The organism is Cyclobacterium qasimii M12-11B, assembly GCF_000427295.1.
Lineage (GTDB): Bacteria > Bacteroidota > Bacteroidia > Cytophagales > Cyclobacteriaceae > Cyclobacterium > Cyclobacterium qasimii.
On record NZ_ATNM01000030.1, the window covers coordinates 1 to 21,295 of the forward strand.

Annotated in this window: 15 protein-coding genes and 2 pseudogenes; 12 read left to right on the forward strand and 5 right to left on the reverse strand. The window is 40.2% G+C overall.

Annotated features, from left to right (window positions below; translation table 11 throughout):
• Window positions 1-876 (forward strand): annotated as a pseudogene (locus tag ADICYQ_RS03015) (amidophosphoribosyltransferase); the annotation flags it as partial.
• A 12-nt stretch (window positions 877-888) separates the two neighbouring features.
• A complete protein-coding gene (locus tag ADICYQ_RS03020) occupies window positions 889-1,941 on the forward strand; it encodes a M42 family metallopeptidase (RefSeq protein WP_020893866.1) in 1,053 nt (350 codons plus the stop codon).
• 46 nt (window positions 1,942-1,987) lie between these two features.
• On the opposite strand, the gene ADICYQ_RS28115 is transcribed toward ADICYQ_RS03020, so the two are convergent.
• Together ADICYQ_RS28115 and ADICYQ_RS03030 are read right to left on the reverse strand one after the other, a co-directional pair.
• Window positions 1,988-2,257 carry a hypothetical protein gene (locus ADICYQ_RS28115; protein ID WP_020893867.1) on the reverse strand — a complete coding sequence of 90 codons (270 nt, stop codon included), beginning with the start codon at window positions 2,255-2,257 and terminating at the stop codon, window positions 1,988-1,990.
• Between the two features lie 165 nt (window positions 2,258-2,422).
• A complete protein-coding gene (locus tag ADICYQ_RS03030) occupies window positions 2,423-3,028 on the reverse strand; it encodes an acyl carrier protein phosphodiesterase (protein ID WP_020893869.1) in 606 nt (201 codons plus the stop codon).
• A 75-nt stretch (window positions 3,029-3,103) separates the two neighbouring features.
• Between ADICYQ_RS03030 and ADICYQ_RS03035 the strand changes: the two genes are divergently transcribed.
• On the forward strand, window positions 3,104-5,029 hold the full coding sequence (locus ADICYQ_RS03035; RefSeq protein ID WP_040414281.1) for an AAA domain-containing protein: 1,926 nt from the start codon (window positions 3,104-3,106) through the stop codon (window positions 5,027-5,029).
• 10 nt (window positions 5,030-5,039) lie between these two features.
• Here ADICYQ_RS03035 and ADICYQ_RS03040 read toward each other — a convergent pair whose 3' ends face one another.
• From ADICYQ_RS03040 to ADICYQ_RS25705, 3 genes are read right to left on the reverse strand one after another with little or no spacing between them, the layout of a single operon-like run.
• Window positions 5,040-5,612 (reverse strand): DUF4924 family protein, encoded by a 573-nt coding sequence (locus ADICYQ_RS03040; RefSeq protein WP_020893871.1) that lies wholly within the window; start codon window positions 5,610-5,612, stop codon window positions 5,040-5,042.
• The gene (locus tag ADICYQ_RS30620) at window positions 5,590-5,817 is read right to left on the reverse strand and encodes a hypothetical protein (protein ID WP_438830471.1); all 228 of its coding nucleotides are present in this window, start codon (window positions 5,815-5,817) and stop codon (window positions 5,590-5,592) included. Before ADICYQ_RS30620 ends, ADICYQ_RS03040 begins: the two co-directional genes overlap by 23 nt.
• Complete coding sequence (locus ADICYQ_RS25705) at window positions 5,817-6,179, reverse strand: hypothetical protein (protein ID WP_152520450.1); 363 nt, start codon at window positions 6,177-6,179, stop codon at window positions 5,817-5,819. Before ADICYQ_RS25705 ends, ADICYQ_RS30620 begins: the two co-directional genes overlap by 1 nt.
• Before the next feature lie 147 nt (window positions 6,180-6,326).
• Between ADICYQ_RS25705 and lepA the strand changes: the two genes are divergently transcribed.
• From lepA to ADICYQ_RS03090, 9 genes and pseudogenes are all read left to right on the forward strand, one after another.
• A complete protein-coding gene (gene lepA, locus ADICYQ_RS03050) occupies window positions 6,327-8,120 on the forward strand; it encodes a translation elongation factor 4 (RefSeq protein WP_020893873.1) in 1,794 nt (597 codons plus the stop codon).
• A 115-nt stretch (window positions 8,121-8,235) separates the two neighbouring features.
• A complete protein-coding gene (locus tag ADICYQ_RS03055) occupies window positions 8,236-9,135 on the forward strand; it encodes a bifunctional 5,10-methylenetetrahydrofolate dehydrogenase/5,10-methenyltetrahydrofolate cyclohydrolase (protein ID WP_020893874.1) in 900 nt (299 codons plus the stop codon).
• A gap of 56 nt (window positions 9,136-9,191) precedes the next feature.
• Window positions 9,192-9,821, forward strand: coding sequence for a 7-carboxy-7-deazaguanine synthase QueE (locus ADICYQ_RS03060; protein WP_020893875.1), 630 nt, complete (start codon window positions 9,192-9,194; stop codon window positions 9,819-9,821).
• A 7-nt stretch (window positions 9,822-9,828) separates the two neighbouring features.
• Window positions 9,829-11,748, forward strand: a complete 1,920-nt coding sequence (locus tag ADICYQ_RS03065) for an OmpA family protein (protein WP_040414283.1) — start codon at window positions 9,829-9,831, stop codon at window positions 11,746-11,748.
• Window positions 11,749-11,907: 159 nt separating this feature from the next.
• A complete protein-coding gene (locus tag ADICYQ_RS03070) occupies window positions 11,908-14,883 on the forward strand; it encodes a SusC/RagA family TonB-linked outer membrane protein (protein ID WP_020893877.1) in 2,976 nt (991 codons plus the stop codon).
• A complete protein-coding gene (locus tag ADICYQ_RS03075; protein WP_235114334.1) occupies window positions 14,828-16,330 on the forward strand; it encodes a RagB/SusD family nutrient uptake outer membrane protein in 1,503 nt (500 codons plus the stop codon). Before ADICYQ_RS03070 ends, ADICYQ_RS03075 begins: the two co-directional genes overlap by 56 nt.
• The gene (locus tag ADICYQ_RS03080) at window positions 16,330-17,154 is read left to right on the forward strand and encodes a BT_2262 family domain-containing protein (RefSeq protein WP_020893879.1); all 825 of its coding nucleotides are present in this window, start codon (window positions 16,330-16,332) and stop codon (window positions 17,152-17,154) included. Before ADICYQ_RS03075 ends, ADICYQ_RS03080 begins: the two co-directional genes overlap by 1 nt.
• 166 nt (window positions 17,155-17,320) lie before the next feature.
• Complete coding sequence (locus tag ADICYQ_RS03085) at window positions 17,321-20,767, forward strand: S8 family serine peptidase (protein ID WP_020893880.1); 3,447 nt, start codon at window positions 17,321-17,323, stop codon at window positions 20,765-20,767.
• A gap of 310 nt (window positions 20,768-21,077) precedes the next feature.
• Window positions 21,078-21,295 (forward strand): annotated as a pseudogene (locus ADICYQ_RS03090) (6-pyruvoyl trahydropterin synthase family protein); the annotation flags it as partial.

The following is a 21,295-nucleotide window of genomic DNA, read 5'->3' on the forward strand; positions in this document are numbered from 1 at the left end:
GAACGTAAAAATCTAGGACGGGCCCTGGTGCCTCAGATATTAAAGTCCATTGATTTTGACCTTAAAAATACTGTTTTTTCCTATATTCCTAATACAGCGGAGATCGCCTATTATGGGATGATCGAAGGGCTTGAGGATTACCTTAGTGAAAAAAGAAAGGAAATCCTTATAGAGGGGAAACCCCACCTTGACGATTTAGAGGAGTTGCTTAATTTTAGGCCTCGGGTAGAGAAGTTGGTAACCAAAGACGTCAAATTAAGAACCTTTATTACCAATGATTCTGATAGGGATGTGATGGTGTCTAATGTATATGACACAACCTATGAAGTAATTCGTTCAGGAATAGATACAATAGTGCTTATCGATGACAGTATTGTCAGAGGTACTACGATAGAAAAGAGTGTACTAACCACCTTAGACAAGCTTAAACCAAAGCGAATAATCATCGTTTCCTCTGCTCCTCAGATTAGATTCCCTGATTGTTATGGAATAGATATGTCAATGATGAAGGATTTTATTGCTTTCAGAGCAGCAGTAGAACTCATAAATGATAGAGGAGGAATGGATGACCTACTTCAAAGGGTCTATAAAAAGTGTATTGATGAGCCAAATGGGCAAGAGAATTTTGTTAAGGAGATTTATGAGCCTTTTACTGATCAGGAAGTTTCTGATAAAATAGCCAAAATCGTTACCTCTGAAAAAATTGAGGCAGAAGTGCATGTGATTTATCAGACCGTACAAAATCTACACTTATCCTGCCCAGCACATACCGGAGATTGGTATTTTACTGGTGACTTCCCAACGGATGGAGGTATTCGTGTGGTGAAAAAGGCTTTTGTCAATTACATGGAAGGAAAAGAAGTAAGGGCTTATTAACCAGGGAAACAAATGATTGATGTTGCGCTACTAAAAGAAATTTGTGAATTACCTGGAGCTCCAGGTTTCGAGAAGAAAATAAGGGATTTCATTGTAGAAAAAGCCGGGAAATTGGTGGATGAAATCTCTATAGATAATATTGGGAATGTTATTGCCATAAAAAAAGGAGTTAGAAATCCTGATAATAAACGGGTAATGGTAGCCGCTCATATGGATGAGATAGGTTTCATTGTTACCCATATTGATGACAATGGCTTTATAAGATTTCATACATTGGGAGGATTTGATCCCAAGACACTCACAGCCCAGCGTGTCATCATCCATGGAAAGGAAAAGGACATCATGGGAGTGATGGGGACCAAGCCCATCCACGTGATGACTACAGAGGAAAAGTCAAAGCTTCCAAAAATTTCAGATTATTTCATTGATCTGGGTATGGATAAAGCCGAAGTGGAGCAGTGGATTCAAGTGGGCGACCCTATTACACGAGAAAGGGATTTGGTAGAAATGGGGAATTGCGTCAATTGTAAATCCATTGACAATAGAATTTCTGTTTTTATCCTTTTGGAAACGTTGAGGACTTTGGAAGCACCAGCTTATGATGTCTATGCTACATTTACTGTTCAGGAAGAAGTAGGAATACGAGGCGCACAAGTTTCAGCGCACACTATTGATCCCGACTTTGGAATAGCTTTGGATACTACTATCGCTTTTGATCTTCCTGGCGCAGCTGCCCATGAGAAAATAACAGAACTTGGAAAAGGTACAGCCATAAAAATCATGGATTCTTCAGCCATATGTGACTACCGAATGGTGGCGTTTATGAAAGAGACAGCTACTAAAAACAATATTCCATTCCAGACAGAAATACTGACTGCTGGAGGAACTGATACTGCTGGCGTACAGCGAATGGGTAGAAGAGGAGCTATAGCAGGCGCTATTTCTATCCCTACCAGACACTTGCATCAGGTAATTGAGATGGCAAATAAAAATGATGTATTGGCTAGTATCCAACTGCTTAAAGCCAGTTTGGAAGAGATTGATGGTTTTGATTGGTCTCACTAATGACTTTGAAATCCTGAATTTGCAATAGCCATTGTGAATTCAGGATTTAATTTTTCACTTTCTTTTTCCCCGCTTTTTTTGACAAGTAACGTTTAAGGTCATCATAGCCTAAATGTTCGTGGTTGCTGATTGCAAAAGAATATTTATCGGCAAACACTAAAATCAGCTGCTTAAAAACTTTTTTATTGGCAATTACTTCTTCCTCTTGCCAAGCCAACAGATCTTCTAACTTGTATTTTCTTCGTTGGCCTTTGAGAGGCAACCAAATTTCTATTTTTTCATTTCCTGCAGCTAAAAACTTGTAACCAGCCATCATCTTAACCAATATAAGCAACAATACCACCGTAATGATACTGCAGCCAATCAGGTAAAAAGGAAGGGGAATTCACGGGTATTGTTAAAATCATATAGAAGATAACTTAGCCCTACAAATAATAGTATGACGACTATTCCCAATGATAGGAAGGTGCTTTTTTTAGGTTTACAACTTACCATCTCTCTTGTGTAATTGTTTCAGTTTGTTTTTCGAAAAATTTATCAAATCAATAAAAAAACGTTCAAAATAGGACTCGAATAAATCGTGGTTTTCTTGAAGGAATTTTGGTGCCAATTCCATTTTTGAATCGAAGGAAGTGCGGTAAGACATTCCTGTAAACGACCGTTGAATACCGTACATGGTGCCATAAGACTTTAGCCAGTTTTCGTCACGCATATATTTAAAAGGCCGAAGGAATTTGACAGGCAGAATGTCCCTTTCAGACTCTATCAACTCATAGACTGATTGTGCATAATCGTCTATCGATTCAGAACTGTAATTTTCCCAGTTTTTAGAAAGAAAATAATCAAAATACATGTCTGTAATTACAGAGGAATACCTTGCGAATTTCGGCTTTAAAACTTTTTGCGCCTCTTTTACCAAAGGATGTTTATCTGTATAACTGTCAATTTCCCTATGTAGCATTATTCCTGTGACAATATCTCTTTCAAATTGCACCTCTAAATTCCCCCTGACAAAATCACCGATGAAATTGCCGACTAATACTTTGGGCTGGTCAAAAGATAAATATGCGTGTGCTAAGAAATTCATCGATTAAAGAAGGACTGATTGATTATTTTTAGGAATGATTTCCTTAATCTTGGGTACTCAAACAAGAAAATACAAATGGTAAATATAACTGAAGATTTATTATATACTATAAAACTTTTACAAATGGAATGGGTGGAAGATCTTGCTCAATTCAGAAATTTGACTTTTAGAAAATCGATAAAAGACAAAGTACAGGCTGGAGTTTGCTGGTATCCAGTACAATTAAATAAGATAAAGTGGACATTCTCAGATCAGTTGGTAATTGAAATCTCTGTTAAAGAAACCTTATCAAACCACGGATTTCACTCGGGCAAATCCATTAGTCTATTTTCAAATGCGCAAGAGAATGATATTCAATCCACTTATTTGAATGGTGTGGTGAATAATGTAAAGGGCAATGTAATGACCCTAAGCCTAAACACTGAAAGCCTTCCTGACTGGGTCAGCGAAGGGAGAATTGGTGTTAATTTGATGTTTGATGACACTTCTTACAAAGTCATGACAAGCACCATGAATACACTTTTAGCATCAGAAAATGACAGAAATGCCTATTTGAAAGAAGTGCTATTGGGATTTAGAAAACCTGGATTTGAGATTCAGGAAAGCAACCCAAGTTCCCGCTTGAATGAAGGGCAAAACAAGGCCTTGGAGTTAATTAACAATGCCAAAGATTTAGCCATAGTCCATGGACCTCCAGGTACAGGGAAGACTACCACGCTTATCCAGGCGATTGTCTCAGCCACACAAAAGTTCGATCAGGTAATGGTATGCGCACCAAGCAATGCAGCAGTGGACTTGTTGGTTGAAAGAATGGTGGAAGCAGAGGTGGATGTGCTCAGGCTGGGACATCCTGCAAGAGTGGATGAAAACATTATCCAGCGAACATTAGATGCGAGGGTATTGGCGCATCCTTCCTATAAAGAGTATAAAAAATTAAAAAAAGCTGCTGACGAATTCCGAAGAAAGGCCAATAAGTTTAAAAGGAGTTTTGGGCACGCAGAAAGAGAAAGTCGCAAGATGCATTATTATGAAGCAGGCCGTTGCCAGGCAGAAGCCAGACAATTGTATGATTACATGACCCAATCAATTTTGGCTTCTTGCCAAGTGATCGCTTGTACACTTGTGGGGGCTGCATCATCTTTACTCAAAGGAAAGTTTTTCGAGGTGGTGTTCTTGGATGAAGCGGCTCAGGGCTTGGAGCCAGCTACTTGGATTCCAATTTTGAAAGCCAATAAGGTGGTTTTGGCAGGTGATCATTTCCAACTTCCACCTACCATTAAGTCCAGAGAAGCAGCCAAAGGGCTTCAGAAGACCCTATTTGAAAAGGCCATTTCCAATCAACCTGAAGCGGCTCAATTGTTGTCATTACAGTATAGGATGGCAGCTGCAATTATGGGTTTTTCTAATGCCGCCTTCTATGACAACCAGCTAAAAGCCGCGCTCAACACGGAAACACATTATTTAAATGAAGATGAACCGACCCTGGCATTCATAGATACTGCAGGAAGCGGATTTATGGAGTTTAAAGACAGGGAGACATTAAGTGTAAGCAATAAGGACGAAGGGAAAATGGCCCTGACTTTATTAAAAAATCTTTTGAAAAGGGTAGGAACAAAAGACAGTGACAACAAGCCCTGGAAAGTGGGGCTTATTGCACCTTATAGTGCTCAAGTTCGGTTATTAAAGGAAATGATAGCAACAGAAACAGAGTGGTCGTTCTTCAAACAAATGGAGCAAGACCTGACCATAAGCACCGTAGATGGTTTTCAAGGTCAGGAGAGAGACATTATGCTTATCAGTCTCACCAGGTCTAATCCGCAGGGAGAAATTGGGTTTCTGGCAGATACCAGAAGAATGAATGTAGCGCTGACCAGAGCAAAAAGGAAATTAATTGTACTGGGAGATAGCGCTACAATTGGTAACAATGATTTTTACCAATCATTCCTGGATTTCGTGCAACAGGAAGGAGCATACCATAGTGTTTATGAGTTTATGGAGTAATGCTTGTTTGTCAGGCTTTCTGTCCAAGGTAATTGCTCATATAGGCATGGTTTATACAAGCCAGGGCATCTCCAAAACTTGTAGCAGCATCCATTATTTCAATAGGTATTTTCTTTCCATTTAATTTGCTGAGCAATATTCCATAAAGGGTATTGATAAAAACCTGAATTTCATGCTCAGGGAAATTCTCCTTTGTGTCGGAAATCATTTGAAGTAAATGGGTTTGGGTTTTTCGATTTATGGCGATGTACTCTGGCTCTTCCTTAAGAAGTTGCCAATGAATTTTAGCCAATTCACCTACCAATTCCTGGGTTTGCTGCAAATGTCCCTTTTCCTGAACACCTTCTTCAAGCATTTGATTTGCCATATCTGATAGCCATGCCTTGGTTTCCTCCTTGTCCTTAGCGCCAATTTTTTCATGTCCCAACACATAAGCGTTGATCTCCTCCATCTCGAATTGGTAAGCCCTGAGCAAGTCTTCCATTCTGTACATGTACAATACGTATTCTATTATGTTCTCTTTTTCTTTTTTTCGGCAATTGATTTCATGTGCTTTTGTTTTATTCTTTTTGTAATGATTCAAGCTCTGATTGAAAAAAACGATCCCATCGGGCTTGCATCTCAGGGTGATGTGGCTTAGTAGATTGGGCGTCATATTGTGAATCAAGTCGTTTCCAATCTTTAAAATTGTCTTGGATGATATTATTTAATTGTGCTTTATGCGCTTTTTTATCAAATTGAAAATTGTTTACTTCTTTAAGTATCCGGTGTCCTATTATTTGAGCGATTAGAAAATGCCCGTTTTCATGATGAAGGACTCTTTTTTTGTTTGCTCATCTCTGGTGTTAAAAAAGTTGTTTTTAACCTGACTAAGCTCTTTTTGGAGATTGATTTTGACGTTTACAACTAGGGTAACATACTCTTTCTTTTGAGTAATTTTTAGAATATCTATTTCACAGGTGCTTTGAGTGATGGCATTTATAGTCGATCTATCGCCTATTAAATCTACCCTTTTGAAATCATCCCAATTGAGGGGGCGGTTTGGATGAATCAATACCTTACCCTCATTTTTAGTAGGATTGTTGATCTTCAGGCCGATTTCAGAAAATAACATCTGAAAACCAAAAAGCAGGAGAAGATAAAGTCTCATTTGAAGCATTATTTTCAGTTATTTTTGAATTTAAGCATTATCAAACCATCTAGTAAACGCGATTTACACGGCCACTATTGGTAAACTTCTAATTTATATGGACAAAACATATTAAAACACTAACTATTTACTACTTTTGCTCTTAGTATGAACATGCAAAAAATAAGAAATTTCTGTATAATTGCCCATATTGACCATGGCAAAAGTACACTAGCAGACCGACTTTTACAATTCACAAACACTGTGACGGAGCGGGAAATGCAGAACCAGCTATTGGATAGTATGGATTTAGAGCGGGAGAGAGGGATTACGATTAAATCGCATGCCATCCAAATGAAGTTCCCTTACAAGGGAGAGGAGTATACATTGAACCTTATTGATACTCCTGGTCATGTGGATTTCTCCTATGAAGTATCTCGTTCCATAGCTGCCTGCGAAGGAGCACTTTTGATAGTTGACGCTTCTCAGGGAATTGAAGCACAAACCATATCAAACCTTTACCTGGCAATTGGTCATGACTTGGAAATTATTCCGGTTTTGAATAAAATAGACCTTCCAGGTGCACAGCCAGAGGTTGTGGCTGAAGAGGTGATGGAAATGATCGGTTGTTCTAGAGAGGACATCATTTTGGCTTCAGGAAAAGAAGGTATTGGAATAGAAGATATTCTTAATGCAGTGGTAAATAGAGTGCCTGCCCCAAAGGGCGATGAAGAAGCTCCTTTGCAAGCCATGATCTTTGATTCTGTGTATAATCCTTTCAGAGGAGTAGAGGTTTTGTTCCGGATATTTAATGGTACCATAAATAAAGGAGACAAAATCAAATTTGTCAATACAGGAAAAGAATATGAGGCTGACGAAATTGGTGTTTTGGGATTTCAACAAAAACCCCAAAAGCAATTACAAGCAGGAAATGTAGGCTATCTGATTTCAGGTATTAAAGTTGCCAAAGAGGTAAAAGTAGGGGATACCATTACGCACGTCAAAAGACCATGTAGTGCTACTGTTCAAGGTTTTGAGAATGTTAAACCAATGGTTTTTGCGGGTATTTACCCTGTAGAAACCACCGATTTCGAAGAACTTAGGGCTTCTATGGAGAAGTTGCAACTTAATGACGCTTCTTTGGTTTGGGAACCTGAAACATCTGCAGCCCTTGGCTTTGGATTTAGGTGTGGTTTCTTGGGAATGCTTCACATGGAGATCATTCAGGAACGCCTTGAAAGAGAATTCGACATGACGGTGATCACCACCGTTCCCTCAGTACAGTTTAGGGCATTGATGAATGATGACAACTACAAGTTAGTGAATGCTCCTTCAGATATGCCTGACCCTAATCTTTTCAAGCATATTGAAGAACCCTATGTAAAAGCGGCCATTATCACTGCTGCTGATTATGTGGGGCCAGTAATCCAACTTTGCATGGATAAAAGAGGGCAGATAAAGAATCAGGTTTATTTGACATCAGATAGAGTGGAATTGACCTTTGATATGCCTTTGGTGGAGATTGTTTTTGACTTTTTTGATAAACTCAAAACCATCTCTCGTGGCTATGCATCTTTAGATTATGAATTAATTGACTTCAAGCAATCGCATATGGTGCGACTTGATGTCATGCTTAATGGAGAGCCTGTGGATGCGCTATCTGCAATTGTCCACAGAGACAAAGCTTACGAATGGGGCAAGAGACTTTGTGAGAAACTAAAAGAATTAGTGCCTAGGCAAATGTTCGAAATTGCCATTCAGGCAGCCATCGGAACTAAAGTTATCGCCAGAGAAACTGTCAAAGCATTGAGGAAAAATGTACTGGCAAAATGTTATGGTGGTGATATTTCCAGGAAAAGAAAACTTCTGGACAAACAGAAAAAAGGTAAAAAACGGATGCGTCAGGTAGGTAATGTAGAAGTGCCTCAGGAGGCATTTATGGCAGTACTTAAGCTGGATTAAGTTCCATTTCGCTTGAGGAGAGCGGGAAAATATTTAGTATATATTGTAAGAATAAACAAATCGGATAACTTATCGTTATCTGCTATTTTAGGCGATTTTGTAAGAGGAAATACCTATGCAACAAAGAGAAGAGTTAGTTAGAATAGATGGTAAAAAAACCGCTGCAATTATCAAGGATGAAATAGCGGCAGAAGTTGTTTTACTTAAAAGCAGTAATAAAAAGACACCTCACCTTGCAGCTATACTTGTAGGGAGTGATGGAGCAAGTCAAACCTATGTTAATGCAAAGGTAAAGGCCTGCGAACAGGTTGGGTTTGGCTCTACTTTGGTTCGTCTTGATGAAACGGTGTCTGAAGAAGATTTACTAAAAGAAGTAGAGAAAATAAATGATAATCCAGACATTGACGGATTGATCGTTCAATTGCCACTTCCTGGTCATATCTCTGTGGAGAAAGTTACTGCTAAGATAAAACCTGAAAAGGATGTGGATGGCTTTACCCCTGCGAATGTTGGTAGGATGACTTTAGGCTGGCCAGCTTATATAGCGGCAACGCCCTATGGAATTGTAGAGTTGTTGAAAAGATATGAAATAGAGACTTCTGGCAAACACTGTGTGGTGATTGGTAGAAGCCATATTGTAGGATCACCTATGAGTATTTTGATGGCCAGGAACGCTTATCCTGGAAACTGTACGGTTACCATCACGCATAGCAGAACAAAAAATTTGAAGGAAATTGCACAGAGTGCAGACATTCTGATTGTAGCCATCGGAAGAGAAGGGTTTGTGACAGGAGATATGGTGAAAGAGGGAGCTGTTGTAATAGATGTAGGAATTCACCGTATTCCTGATGCTAGCAAGAAGAGTGGTTTCCGCCTGGTTGGTGATGTAAACTTCGAAGAAGTATCGCTCAAGGCATCTGCCATTACACCTGTACCCGGCGGTGTAGGCCCAATGACCATTGCCTCGTTATTGTACAACACTCTTTTGGCTGCCAAAGGGGAAGTTTACAAATAGAGGTGGATTAAACTATTTTAAATGAAGCGGTTCAATTACCCGCTAAACCAAAAATTATGGAAGAGAATAAAAATGCGCTTCTCAGTGGTCAATCACTGCCATTGATGGAAGCTTTCTATACAATTCAGGGTGAAGGGATGTTTTCTGGACAGCCTGCTTATTTCATTCGTTTAGGTGGATGTGATGTTGGTTGTGTGTGGTGCGATGTGAAAGACTCTTGGGAAGCTGAGAGATGGCCTATTGTTCCAATACAGCAAATGGTAGCTGAAGCGGAATCTTTTCCTGCGCGCTTGGTCGTGATCACGGGAGGAGAGCCTCTTATGCACAATTTGGGGCCACTTACTAGCTTGTTGAAAGAAAAAGGTTTTCAAATAAACATGGAAACTTCAGGTGCTCACCCATTTAGTGGGCAGATTGATTGGACTTGCTTGTCACCCAAAAAGTTCAAACAGCCAGTGCCAGAAGTCTATGCACATGCTGATGAATTAAAAGTAGTTGTATTTAATAAAAGTGATTTTGATTTTGCGCTTAAACATGCCCTGTTGGTGAATGAAAAATGTCATTTACTCTTACAGCCGGAATGGTCAAAAGCCGAAATCATGACACCTTTAATCATTGATTTTGTGAAGGAAAATCCTTCTTGGAGGGTTTCACTTCAGACACATAAATACATGGAAATACCCTAAAGAAACCATGCTTAAGAAACTCCTTATTGTCATATCGTTTGTGGGAATGTGCTTTCAGGCAATGGGACAGGAGTATTCTATAATTGATAAAAGGGCGATTAAATACTTTGAAGAGGGCAACGCTTTTTTGCACAGAAAACAACTTCCTGAAGCCCAAGGGAAGTACCAGGCAGCATACGAAAGAAGCAGTGATTTTTACGAGGCCTACTTAAAACACGGACAAGTTTTGCTGAGTAGCGGCTTGACAGAGGAAGCCTTAGCTGTGACACTGAAAGGGCAGTCCAGACTTCCCATCAAAAATAATGATTTCTTTAAAGGGAAGTTAGCTTGGCTGGAAGGGGAGATTTATCTGTCTCAAGGAGCTTTTCAAAAGGCCCTAAATACCTTTGAAGACAACCAACCGTATTTTGATGATAATTTTTTGAAATCAGATGAATACCTGAAAAAACTTCAGCAACTAGAGATCATAGCAACGGGTATAAAGAATCCAATTGATATTAGTAAAAAGAAGCTTGCCTTTCCTTTAAACCAGTTTAAGCTTCAATATTTCCCCGTACTTACAGCAGATGGCAAACGTTTGTTTTTTACAAAAAGAGATGGCGTGTCTGCCAAGCAAAATGAGGACATCTATTTTTCCGATTTGGAAGGGGAAGTATGGTCTGAACCAGAAACAATCTCGACCCTGATCAACACTTCTTATAATGAAGGAACATGCACCATTTCTGCCGATGGGAATTTATTGATTTTCACCTCTTGTAATACTCCTGCCGCTTACGGAAGCTGTGACCTGTACATCACGGCCAGGTTAAATGGGGATTGGCAAAGCCCAGTCAATATGGGGACAAATGTCAATACAAGACATTGGGAGTCCCAACCCTCACTTTCAGCGGATGGTAGTTTATTGTTTTTTTCTTCAAACAGGCCTGAAGGAGAAGGAGGCATTGACATTTGGGTATCTGAGCGACTTCAGGATGGCAGTTGGTCCAAAGCGAAAAATCTTGGTCCCAATATAAATACCAAAAAGGACGAGGTTTCCCCATTCATATTTTTCAACAATACCATCCTGTTTTTTGCATCCGATGGACATCCTGGTTTTGGTGCAAAAGACATTTTTAAAAGTACCATCGAGCGCAACGGATTTGGAAAACCAATTAACATGGGTTTTCCAATAAATGATGAAAAAGACCAATTGGCTTTGTTTATTACGGCGCAAAAGGATTTCGCATATTATACGGAGAATAATTATGAACATGGAAAAGTAGACAGTTCCTTTTTGTACCGTTTTGATTTCCCTAAAGAGATTGACTTAGGACATGAATTGATTGTGACCCGTGGCAAGGTGATTAATGAAGAAACAGGAGAAGCCGTGGAGGCATTGCTCTCACTGATAGATCTCGATCAAGACAGTACGATGTACAATTTTAAGTCTGACGGTAAAGATGGCACCTTTACGATGATTTACCCAGACATAAAAAATTCAGGACTCTATGTAGAGAAGCAAGGTTATATGCCTAAAATTTTCAATGTAGATAGGGACAGTTTAAGGAATAAAGAAGGCTTTCAGATTGTCCTGGAACCTATAGCAAAAGGCAAGCATTTTATTTTCGAAAATATTTTCTTTGATTTTGATCAGACGGTTCTAAAAAATACCTCCTTAAGTTCTCTTAAAAAACTGCATAAATTTTTACTGGATCATCCCAAGGTGAGCCTATTAATCACAGGGCATACAGACAATGTTGGGAAAAACAGCTATAATTTGGAGTTAAGCCTCAAAAGGGCAGAAAGTGTTAAAGAATTTTTAAAGGAGGCGGGAATTGATTCGCAAAGATTACAAATAGAGGGTAGAGGTGCAGCTGAGCCCATTAGGTCTAACGATTCAGAAGAAAATAGGGCTTTTAACAGGCGAATAGAGGTGTTTGTATTGTAATAATGCCTGAATAAGTACCTAATTTTTTGAACTCAACCACGTTTATGTTGTTATTATTTCACCAACTTAGTAACATCACTGTTTATACTTCAGCTAACTGATTGGAATATTCAGCGAATTTGTATAAAATTGATTGATTGTTCATTTCAATATTATTATATGAGGAAAGCCATACTATTAGTTATTACACTTCTTTCCATAAATTTTTTGGTACAGTCTCAAACCAGAATGGTTAGAGGTAAGGTCACTTCCTCTGAAGATGGCTTGCCTATTCCCGGAGTAACAGTGATGGTAAAAGGATCTACGAATGGAACAATTTCAGACATTGAAGGGAATTATCAAATAGAAATAAAAGAAAGCGATAAAGTTCTGGTATTTCGATTTGTAGGACTTGAATTTCAGGAAGTAGTCATAGGAAATAGAAACAATATAGATGTGGCCTTGAATCCAGATATAACTTCTCTGGATGAGGTGGTGGTCACCTCCTATGGAGATCAAACGAGAAGAGAAGTCACCGGTGCCATAGCCTCAGTAAAAGGAGAAATTTTTCAGGATCTGCCAATGCAGTCTTTTGATAGGGCCATGCAGGGTAGGGTTGCAGGTGTGCAAGTTACTTCTGATTCAGGCCAGCCTGGAGGCACATTAAATGTGAAAATTAGAGGGGTTGGATCTATAAATGCCGGCACTTCACCTCTTTATATCGTGGATGGTGTGCAAATTGCCTCAGGTGAGTTATCTAATCAGGGATCACAAAATGCACTGGCCTCCATCAACCCAAACGATATAGAATCCATAGAGGTTTTTAAAGATGCCGCTGCGGCTGCTATATATGGTGCTCAAGCAGCCAATGGAGTGGTACTGATCACCACCAAAAAAGGGACGCAAGGCAAAACAAGGATCCGGGTTTCAGCACAAGAAGGCTTGGTCCAGCCAATAGGATTCTATGATGTTATGGATGCTTCGCAACTTGCTTCTATTAAGCGTCAGGCCTATCTCAATGCAGGACTTACTTCTAGAGCTGCTGAAAATATTTTTGGTAGTCCGAGTGATACCGATCTTCAGAATTCGGATTGGATAGATGCGCTGTACAGAGATGGTAGAATGCGCGTATATGACATATCCTTGTCGGGAGGAGATGAGCGCACCCAGTTTTTCCTATCAGGATCTCATACCTACCATGAAGGGCAGATTATCCAATCAGATTATTCCAGAACGACAGGCAGAATGAACCTTTCGCACCGCGTAACAGAAAAGCTTACCATTGGGGCCAATCTTTCCCTTGCCAAACAAGTTACCAACGGCTCTATTGACAGAGGAAATTATGTCAATAGTCCATTTGTGGCAGGTTTCGTCTCCAGACCGAATGTGCCCATTTACAATGAGGATGGAAGTTATGCAGAGTATCCTTCAGAGCACCTTTTCGGTTACAATATTGTGCAAGGGGTTAACCAGGAGTTGATGAGAGGTACCAGTTACCAATCCGTCTCCAACCTTCAGTTAAACTATAAAATTTTACCATGGTTGGGTTTTACAGGATTTACTGGTTTGGATTTTTCAGACAACAGGGACGAAAACAACAGGCCATCCACTATTCCTGTTTTTGCCAGTTATGGGGGTTCCTCTTCCTTTTCGGATAGAAGAATAGTCAATACCAATGCAAACGCGAATTTCAATGTCAATAAGGAGTTTTTAGACGTTCATACCATTAGTGGGATTTTAGGTTACGAATATAAAATGGAAACTCAGGAAACCAATTCGGCTACGGGCCGAGGCTTTCCGAACCCTACCCTGAGATACCTCCAAAATGCTGCGCAGCCTTATGATGTGAGTGGCTTTTACACCGAGTACATAAGGTCAGGGTTTTTTGGGCAAGCCAAGTATGATTATGATGACAAGTATAACGTTGACTTGACGGTTAGAAGGGATGGATCCTCCAGGTTTGGTATTAATTCCAGGTGGGGGACATTTGGAGCCATTTCTGCAGGATGGAGGCTTTCTTCAGAATCTTTCATGGCCAATGTTAACTGGGTAGATAATTTAAGACTAAGGGCGTCTTATGGTATTACAGGGAATTCAGATATCGATAATTTTGAATCCCGTACCCTTGTAGGGTCTGCCGGACAATACCTCGGTGGAGGTGCTTTAAGGTTTGTGCAGCTTGGAAACGACCTGCTCACCTGGGAAGAGTCTGCCTCAACAAATATCGGAGTAGATGCCACCTTGTTCAATGGACGGATTATAGTAACATTGGACGCATGGAGAAAAGATTCAAGGCAATTGCTATTTGAAACCAGATTGCCCATGGACTCAGGATTTGGAAGTATTTTAAGGAACGCTGGGAAGCTAAGAAACCAGGGAATAGATTTTGACTTACAAACCACAAATCTGATCATTGGCAAATTTCGCTGGTCGACGTCTTTTAATACCTCAGTCTTTTCCAATGAATTATTGGAACTTTATGAAGGCCTTGAGAGGATAGGGAATGATTTGATCGTCGGAAAGCCCATAGACTTTTTCTATGGATACGATTATGCTGGAGTTAATCCTGCCAATGGTTCTCCAATGTACTATGACGAGCAAGGAGAGTACACTTATCTGTTGACAGATGATGACCAGAGGTACCTCGGTAGTGCCCTTCCTTGGGCTTTCGGTGGTTTGGCCAATACTTTTAAGTATGGTGGGGTTAGTCTAGAGGTGTTCTTTCAATATCAATATGGGAACAAAGCTTTTAATCAGGATTTATACAATATGGCCCAAGCCGGATCTATCGGTCAGGACAACCAAACGGTGGATCAGTTGTACTTTTGGAGAGAACCTGGTCAGATCACCAATGTACCAATTCCATATGAGGGAGGTAGGATTCCCGGGCACTCTGGCTATCAGCAGATGTCTACCAGGCTAATTTCTGATGGAAGCTATATTAGGTTAAAACAAGTGTCTCTTAATTATAACTTGCCTAAATCCTTACTTAATAAAGCCAAGATTGAAGAAGTAAATGTATTTGTTCAAGGAATAAACCTTTGGACATTGACAAAATACAATGGATTGGACCCTGAAGTGAATTCTTTAGGGGATACATATGGGACTTACCCAAGTTCAAGACAAATCACCGCTGGTATCAACCTTACCTTTTGAAATTGAGATGATAAATAGGATCAAAAATAGGATATTTTATACAGGTGTGATGGCATTAATGGTCGCTTGTACCGATCTAACGACAACACCCCGGCAAAGTCTTACCCCTGAGGTTGCTTTAAATGATGTGTCGGGATACCAGTCAGTAGCTAACTCTATGTACAATAGGGCCACTAGTTTTGACTATTATGGACAAACAATGATGATCGCACCAGAAATTTTGGCAGACAACTTAAAACTAATTGCCAATACTGGAAGGTATCAAGGTGAAGAGGCCAACAGCGATAGAGACCATATCAATATCTGGGGTTTGGATGTCTTTGGCGGGATTAATGATGCGAATTTGATCATAGAAGGGATCGATAACGAGGATGTTACAGGTACTGAAGATGAAAAATCTTTCATTAAAGGGGAGGCTTATTTTATGCGTGCCTTATTTTATTTTGACTTATGTAGGGTATATGGCTATGAGCCAGGCAGGGAAATAAATGGTTTTGATTTGGGGCCTATCTTAAGGTTGACGCCTACTTTAGTAGCTTCAGATGCGGATTACCGGCCTAGGTCAACAGTGGAGGAGGTATATTCGCAAATAGAAAGTGATTTACTGGCAGCCAGTGAGCTGGTAGGTTATGCACCAGTGGGTTCTGAATGGGTGTATTATGGCAATACTGGGGCTGTCTATACTTTACTTGCCAGACTTTACTTGTATTGGGGTCGCATGGAAGAAGCAGAAGCAGCAGCTACCTTTGCCATGGAAATTTTAAATTTACGAACCAATGGCGAAGGTTTAGTGGAGGCTGCTGAATACGTTCAAAGCTTTTCGCGTGCACCTCATCCTGAATCATTGTTTGAATTGGAGTTAAGGCAGGTTGACTGGGATGGTGCAGATGGAGTCAATAATTCTCTCAACTCATTGGTTTCAGACAATGAGCCTGCTGCTCAGTTTATTATAGGAGCTTCAGACGATTTGATGGCTGCCTACGAAGAAGGAGATGTGAGAAAAGACTGTTGGACAGTCACTACCAGAGAAGGAATTGAAGGCGATGTTTATGCCAGTAGAAAATGGACAGGTTATAAAGGAGATTTTTTAGAAAACCTTCCTATCATTAGGGCCTCAGAGCTTTACCTGATCAGAGCAGAAGCCAGGTATCAGACTAATCCTGCAGGAGCAAGGGCTGATATCAATGCATTGCGATTTCGAAGAGGACTTGGAGCCATAGACAATTTGTTGTCTGGAGAATTTTTACTCAACCGAATTTTGCAAGAAAGGCGGGTGGAATTTGCACTTGAAGGACATCGATGGTTTGACTTGAAAAGGAATGGGAAAAATATCAGCAAGCATGGTAATTTTCTTGAAGTACCCTATACGGATTACCGGATATTGGCCAACCTCCCTTTAGAGGAAGTCCAATTGAATGAGCAACTAGAACAAAATCCCGGATACTGATGATAAAAGATATGCAACATAAAGTATTTGGTTTCGCATTAGTGCTGGGTTTATTACTTGGCACTACTTCCTGTATGGAAGAGTCTGGATTCACCATCGTATGGGAAGGTTTGGAGGTAGAGTTCGAGGAAGCTTCCTTACCGAACGGTACCATCCAAAAAATTGTAACCAAGACCAGTAACAATCAAATAGACCAAGACAAAGTACGGATTAATTTAGTGGGTAGGCAGGTCAATGCACCTGTAGAAGTGGAATTAGGTGTAGATCCTAATTCTTCCGCGATTGCTGGGGTTCATTATAGGCTAGAAAATAATAAGGTGACAATTCCTGCCAATAGCAGCTTTGTAGATGTCCCCTTAGAAATTCTAACTGGGAATCTGGCAAGCGAAGAGTTACCAGATCTTATTCTCAAAATTATAGATGCAGGTGAAACTAAGATAAGCACCAATTATCACCAGGTGACCATAGAAATAAGGCTTTCTTGCCCATCTGATTTGGCAGGAACCTATACAACAGTAACTGTTGGTTCATTTGGCACGGTTAATTATCAGGTGACCATTACAGAATTGGAACCATTTACTTATAGGATTTCAGACATAACTGGTGGGGTTTATTCAGAATTGTATGGAGAGGACGATAACCCGGCTGTTTTTTCTGAGTTGTGTGGTGTTATTACCATGGCAGATCAGGCAGACAATGTATTTGATAGGGCTTTCATTAAGGGATCAGGTAAGCTGAATGCAAATGGAACCATTATTATAAGTTGGGAGAATGAAGTCGCTGAACTAAGTGCTGTTACTACGCTAACTCCAACAGGAAATTGATGCCTTTAAATGAGTGATATAAATTGGTGCAGAAACTTCAGGTAGCAAGAAGTTTAAATAATTCACCCAAATGTTTTGCTAAAAAATGGTGATGGTAATGCATTCTGAAAAGTTAGGGTTGGGACTCTTTTTTAAGTATTCTGACCAATAAAACAAAGTAAATCGGATGAGAAAAGGTATCGTTTTAGTCATTTTTCTTTTATTATCGGGGCTTTCTTCCGCACAGAATTCTGGGATTCAGGGTGACGGCATGCAAAAAGTCAGGTCTGAAGTATATCAGAAATTGAAACTGAGCGTCAGTAGGTACAGTCTTACCCAAGAGGAGAAAATTTCCATTTCCGAATCTTTAGGTATTCCCTTAAAAATCAGGCTTGCCGATGCCAATTCTGCCACATTTCAATATCTAGATGATGAGAACCATCCTGTCTATTTTACAACGTATAATTTGAAAGCGGCTAAGGCCACTTCAACAGATGCTTTGCAAGTAGGAGGGAGTTTAAATCTTGGATTGACGGGTCGCAATATGATTGTTGGTATTTATGACCAAACCCGTCCCCGAGCTAATCACAATGAGTTTGGAAACCGAGTGACCCAGATAGATGGATCCACAGAGGAGATCAGTAACCATGCTACCCATGTGACAGGTACAATCCTTGCCGCTGGGAACAATTCCAATGCAAAAGGAATGGCCACTGAGGCAACTGGATGGGCCTTTAATTGGGATGCTGACATCTCCAAGATGACACAAAATAGTTATGATCCAGACCTGAACGCAGGAGGGCATTTGGTCTCAAACCATTCCTATGGTAACCTTATTGGCTGGTACAGAGACAGCAACCAAAATTGGAGTTGGGCTGGAAATGAAGGCGTGAATAATCAGGAAGATTACCGTTTTGGATATTATTCCAATAAGTCCAGACAATTGGATGAGTTGGCATTTGCGAAGCCCTACTATACAATTGTTTGGGCAGCAGGGAATGACAGATCGGACATAGGTGATGGATCAAAACAATCCGATGGACCTGAAGATTCTATCGGACCCGAAGGAGCTGCTAAAAATAACATTACAGTAGGAGCGGTTAGTTTACTTGCAGACTATGAAGTGCCTTCAGATGTCTTTATGAGTAGTTTTTCTAGCTGGGGACCTGTAGATGATGGTCGAATAAAGCCAGATTTTGTTGGTATGGGGGTCAATGTATTTAGTACCTCTATTGTCAATGACGGGGCTGGAGATGGCTATGCTACCTTGAGTGGAACTTCTATGGCATCGCCTAATGTCACTGGAAGCTTATTGCTTTTACAGGAATTGTACCACGGAAGGAATTCAGGAAGGTACATGCGGGCTGCCACTTTAAAAGCACTTGCCATTCAAACAACCAAGGAAGCGGGCATCAGTGCCGGGCCAGACTATATGTATGGTTGGGGGCTTTTGGATTCAAAAGCAGCTGCTCAAATGATCATTGATGAAGACGGTAGTTCTAAAGTGATGAGGGAGTTGCAATTGATGAACAATGATACCTATCAATTTGAATTTGTTTCTAATGGGGTAGACCCCATTAAAGCAACCATAGTGTGGACAGACCCGGCTGGAGCTCCACCTCCTGCTCAATTAAACCCAAGTAACTTGATGTTGGTCAATGACCTTGACATGAGGATCATAGATGAAAGTGGGACAGTTTTTTACCCTTGGACACTCAATCCTTCTCAAGGTTCTGGTGCAGTCGCTGTTAGAACTGCTGATAATTTTAGAGACAACATAGAACAAATCCTAATCGATACTCCCAGCCCTCAAAAATACACCCTGCAAATCACGCATAAGGGAAGCCTCGAAAATGGACAGCAGCCTTTCAGTCTGGTTTTTTCAGCTGGCGTTTCTGACGGACAATCCAGTACCTTGTATTGGATCGGAGGAGATGGGGATTGGGAAAATCCTGTAAACTGGTCCCTTGAGTCAAATGGACAAAGTGCAGGAAGGATTCCTGATGGAGGCACCCGGGTGGTCATTGACCAACCCGTTACCGGGCAAGCAATCCGATTGAATGGGGCTGCAAATGCGTTTAGTCTTAATGTTTTTGGGGACGAGAACTTTGATTTAGATTTAAATCAGCAAAATCTAATCGTTCAGAATGGTTTCCGCGCTGGAAATCAAAACATGAAGATTAAAAATGGAAGCATCCTTTTGGAAGGTGAGGAACAAAAAGAGAGCATTCTTGATTTTGGTAAAGTGAGTTTCACAGGGGTAGATATCCAATTTAACAGTGGTCGTTGGCAAGTATTGTCCATGCCGGAATTGGATAGGTTAAACATTAATACAGCCGAAGTGGAGGTCCAAATGGACAGTCTCCTATTAAAGGATTTTATAATGTCCCCAGAAGCTTTGTTGAATGGTGCGTTGAAGACCATCCTATTTAGTGGTCAGTTCTTAATTGAAGAAAACGCAACCATTAGCAATTCTCTAGATTTGGTTTTCTCAGGAACGAACGGCGTTTATCAGGATTTGCAAGAGGTGGAGGGATTTTCACTTTTCAATAGGGGAGTGAATTTAAATATTCAATCTTCTGGTGCTTTTGAAACACTTGACCTATCTGGTGAAACCAATCTTTTAGCGCTACAGACGTCAGTTAAAAACCTGGTCTTATCTGAGGATGGCCAATTGATTTTGACCGATGGCAGTACCTTATTTGTGGAAGAAACGATTGTCAATGAGAATAGTCTTGGTGGAGCTGGTTTGATTCGTTCGTCAGGAAAGGCCTATGTTTTTCACGATCGCTATAACAAATATTGCTTTGAAGGACTGAGTGTAGAAAATGTGGACCTTCTTGGTGAAGCAGTAATTAATTTGGATCCGCAATCAACTGTATTAAATGCGGCCAACTGGAGTAATATATCCTGTGAAGACGTAATATTTGTGAATTTTGAGGTGCGCTTTAACTGTGCCGGAGGAATTTCAGAGTTTATAAACTTAAGTGAAGGGAACATTACTTCTTATAGCTGGGATTTTGCCGGACTTGGCACTTCATCGATAGAAAACCCAACCTATGTATTCAACCTTACAAGGACTTATCAGGTTAGTTTAGAAGTCAAAGGGCCTTCAGGCACAAAGACCTTTCAAAGGGATGTTTCGGTCATTAGGAATACCTTAAATCGCCCGCTGATCGTAGTGAATGGTTCTCAATTAAGCTCCCAATTGCCAGCATCTATCTATCAATGGTATAGAAATGGAATGCCGATTGAAGGTGCCGTATCCAGGTCTTACATCGTAGACGATGAAGGAACCTACCAGGTCGCGGTAATAGATGAACAATGCAACAGAATTTCTGATGTGGTAGTAGTTTCCGGATCGGATGACCTGACACCTAATAGCAGGGCAGGTTATGCAATAGGCCCGAACCCTGTGTCAGATGAGCTTTCACTCTTCGTCAACAATGACTACTTAGGAGAAATAGGAGTAAGTTTATACGATGGCACAGGTAGCAAAAAACTTCAAGATGTCTTTTTGAAAAACAAACAAGGAATAGAATACCTTATGGATTTTGATTTCCCTAAAGGACTTTACCTGCTTCAAATACAGGCGGGAAAGGAATTACATTCCTTTAGAGTTTTGAAAGAGTAAGGCCTTTCATTCGTTAATGAATCATTCACAAGACATTTAGAGTGCTGGTTATAGACAGCATTGAAGTTGATTTTTTTCAGTTTTATCAGGGAGAATTGCTTGTTTATCTAGGGTTTGTTTGAATTATTATACGCTTTTGGTTACAATAGATTCATTGTTAGGCGGTAATTAGATGCAGGGCTTAGTATAAAAATAACCTGTTTATAAGGAAGCAGGTTAAGAAAGACAGAAGAAATAGGTATCCAAATTACAAAGCAGTGAATTTTGCATCTTTTTTATGTAACTTTGTGGCCTCAATTTAATAGAAAAAATGGTACACGTTTGTCGGAAGGAGCATTTTAATGCAGCCCATAAGTTATGGAATCCGAAATGGTCAGAAGAAAAAACAAAGAAGTGTTTGGACCTTGTTCCAATGCAAATTGGCATGGGCATAACTTTGAACTTATAGTCACAATCAAAGGTCGACCAGATGAAGATACAGGCTTTGTAGTGGATCTAAAGCAGTTAAGCACCCTTATCCGTAAGGAA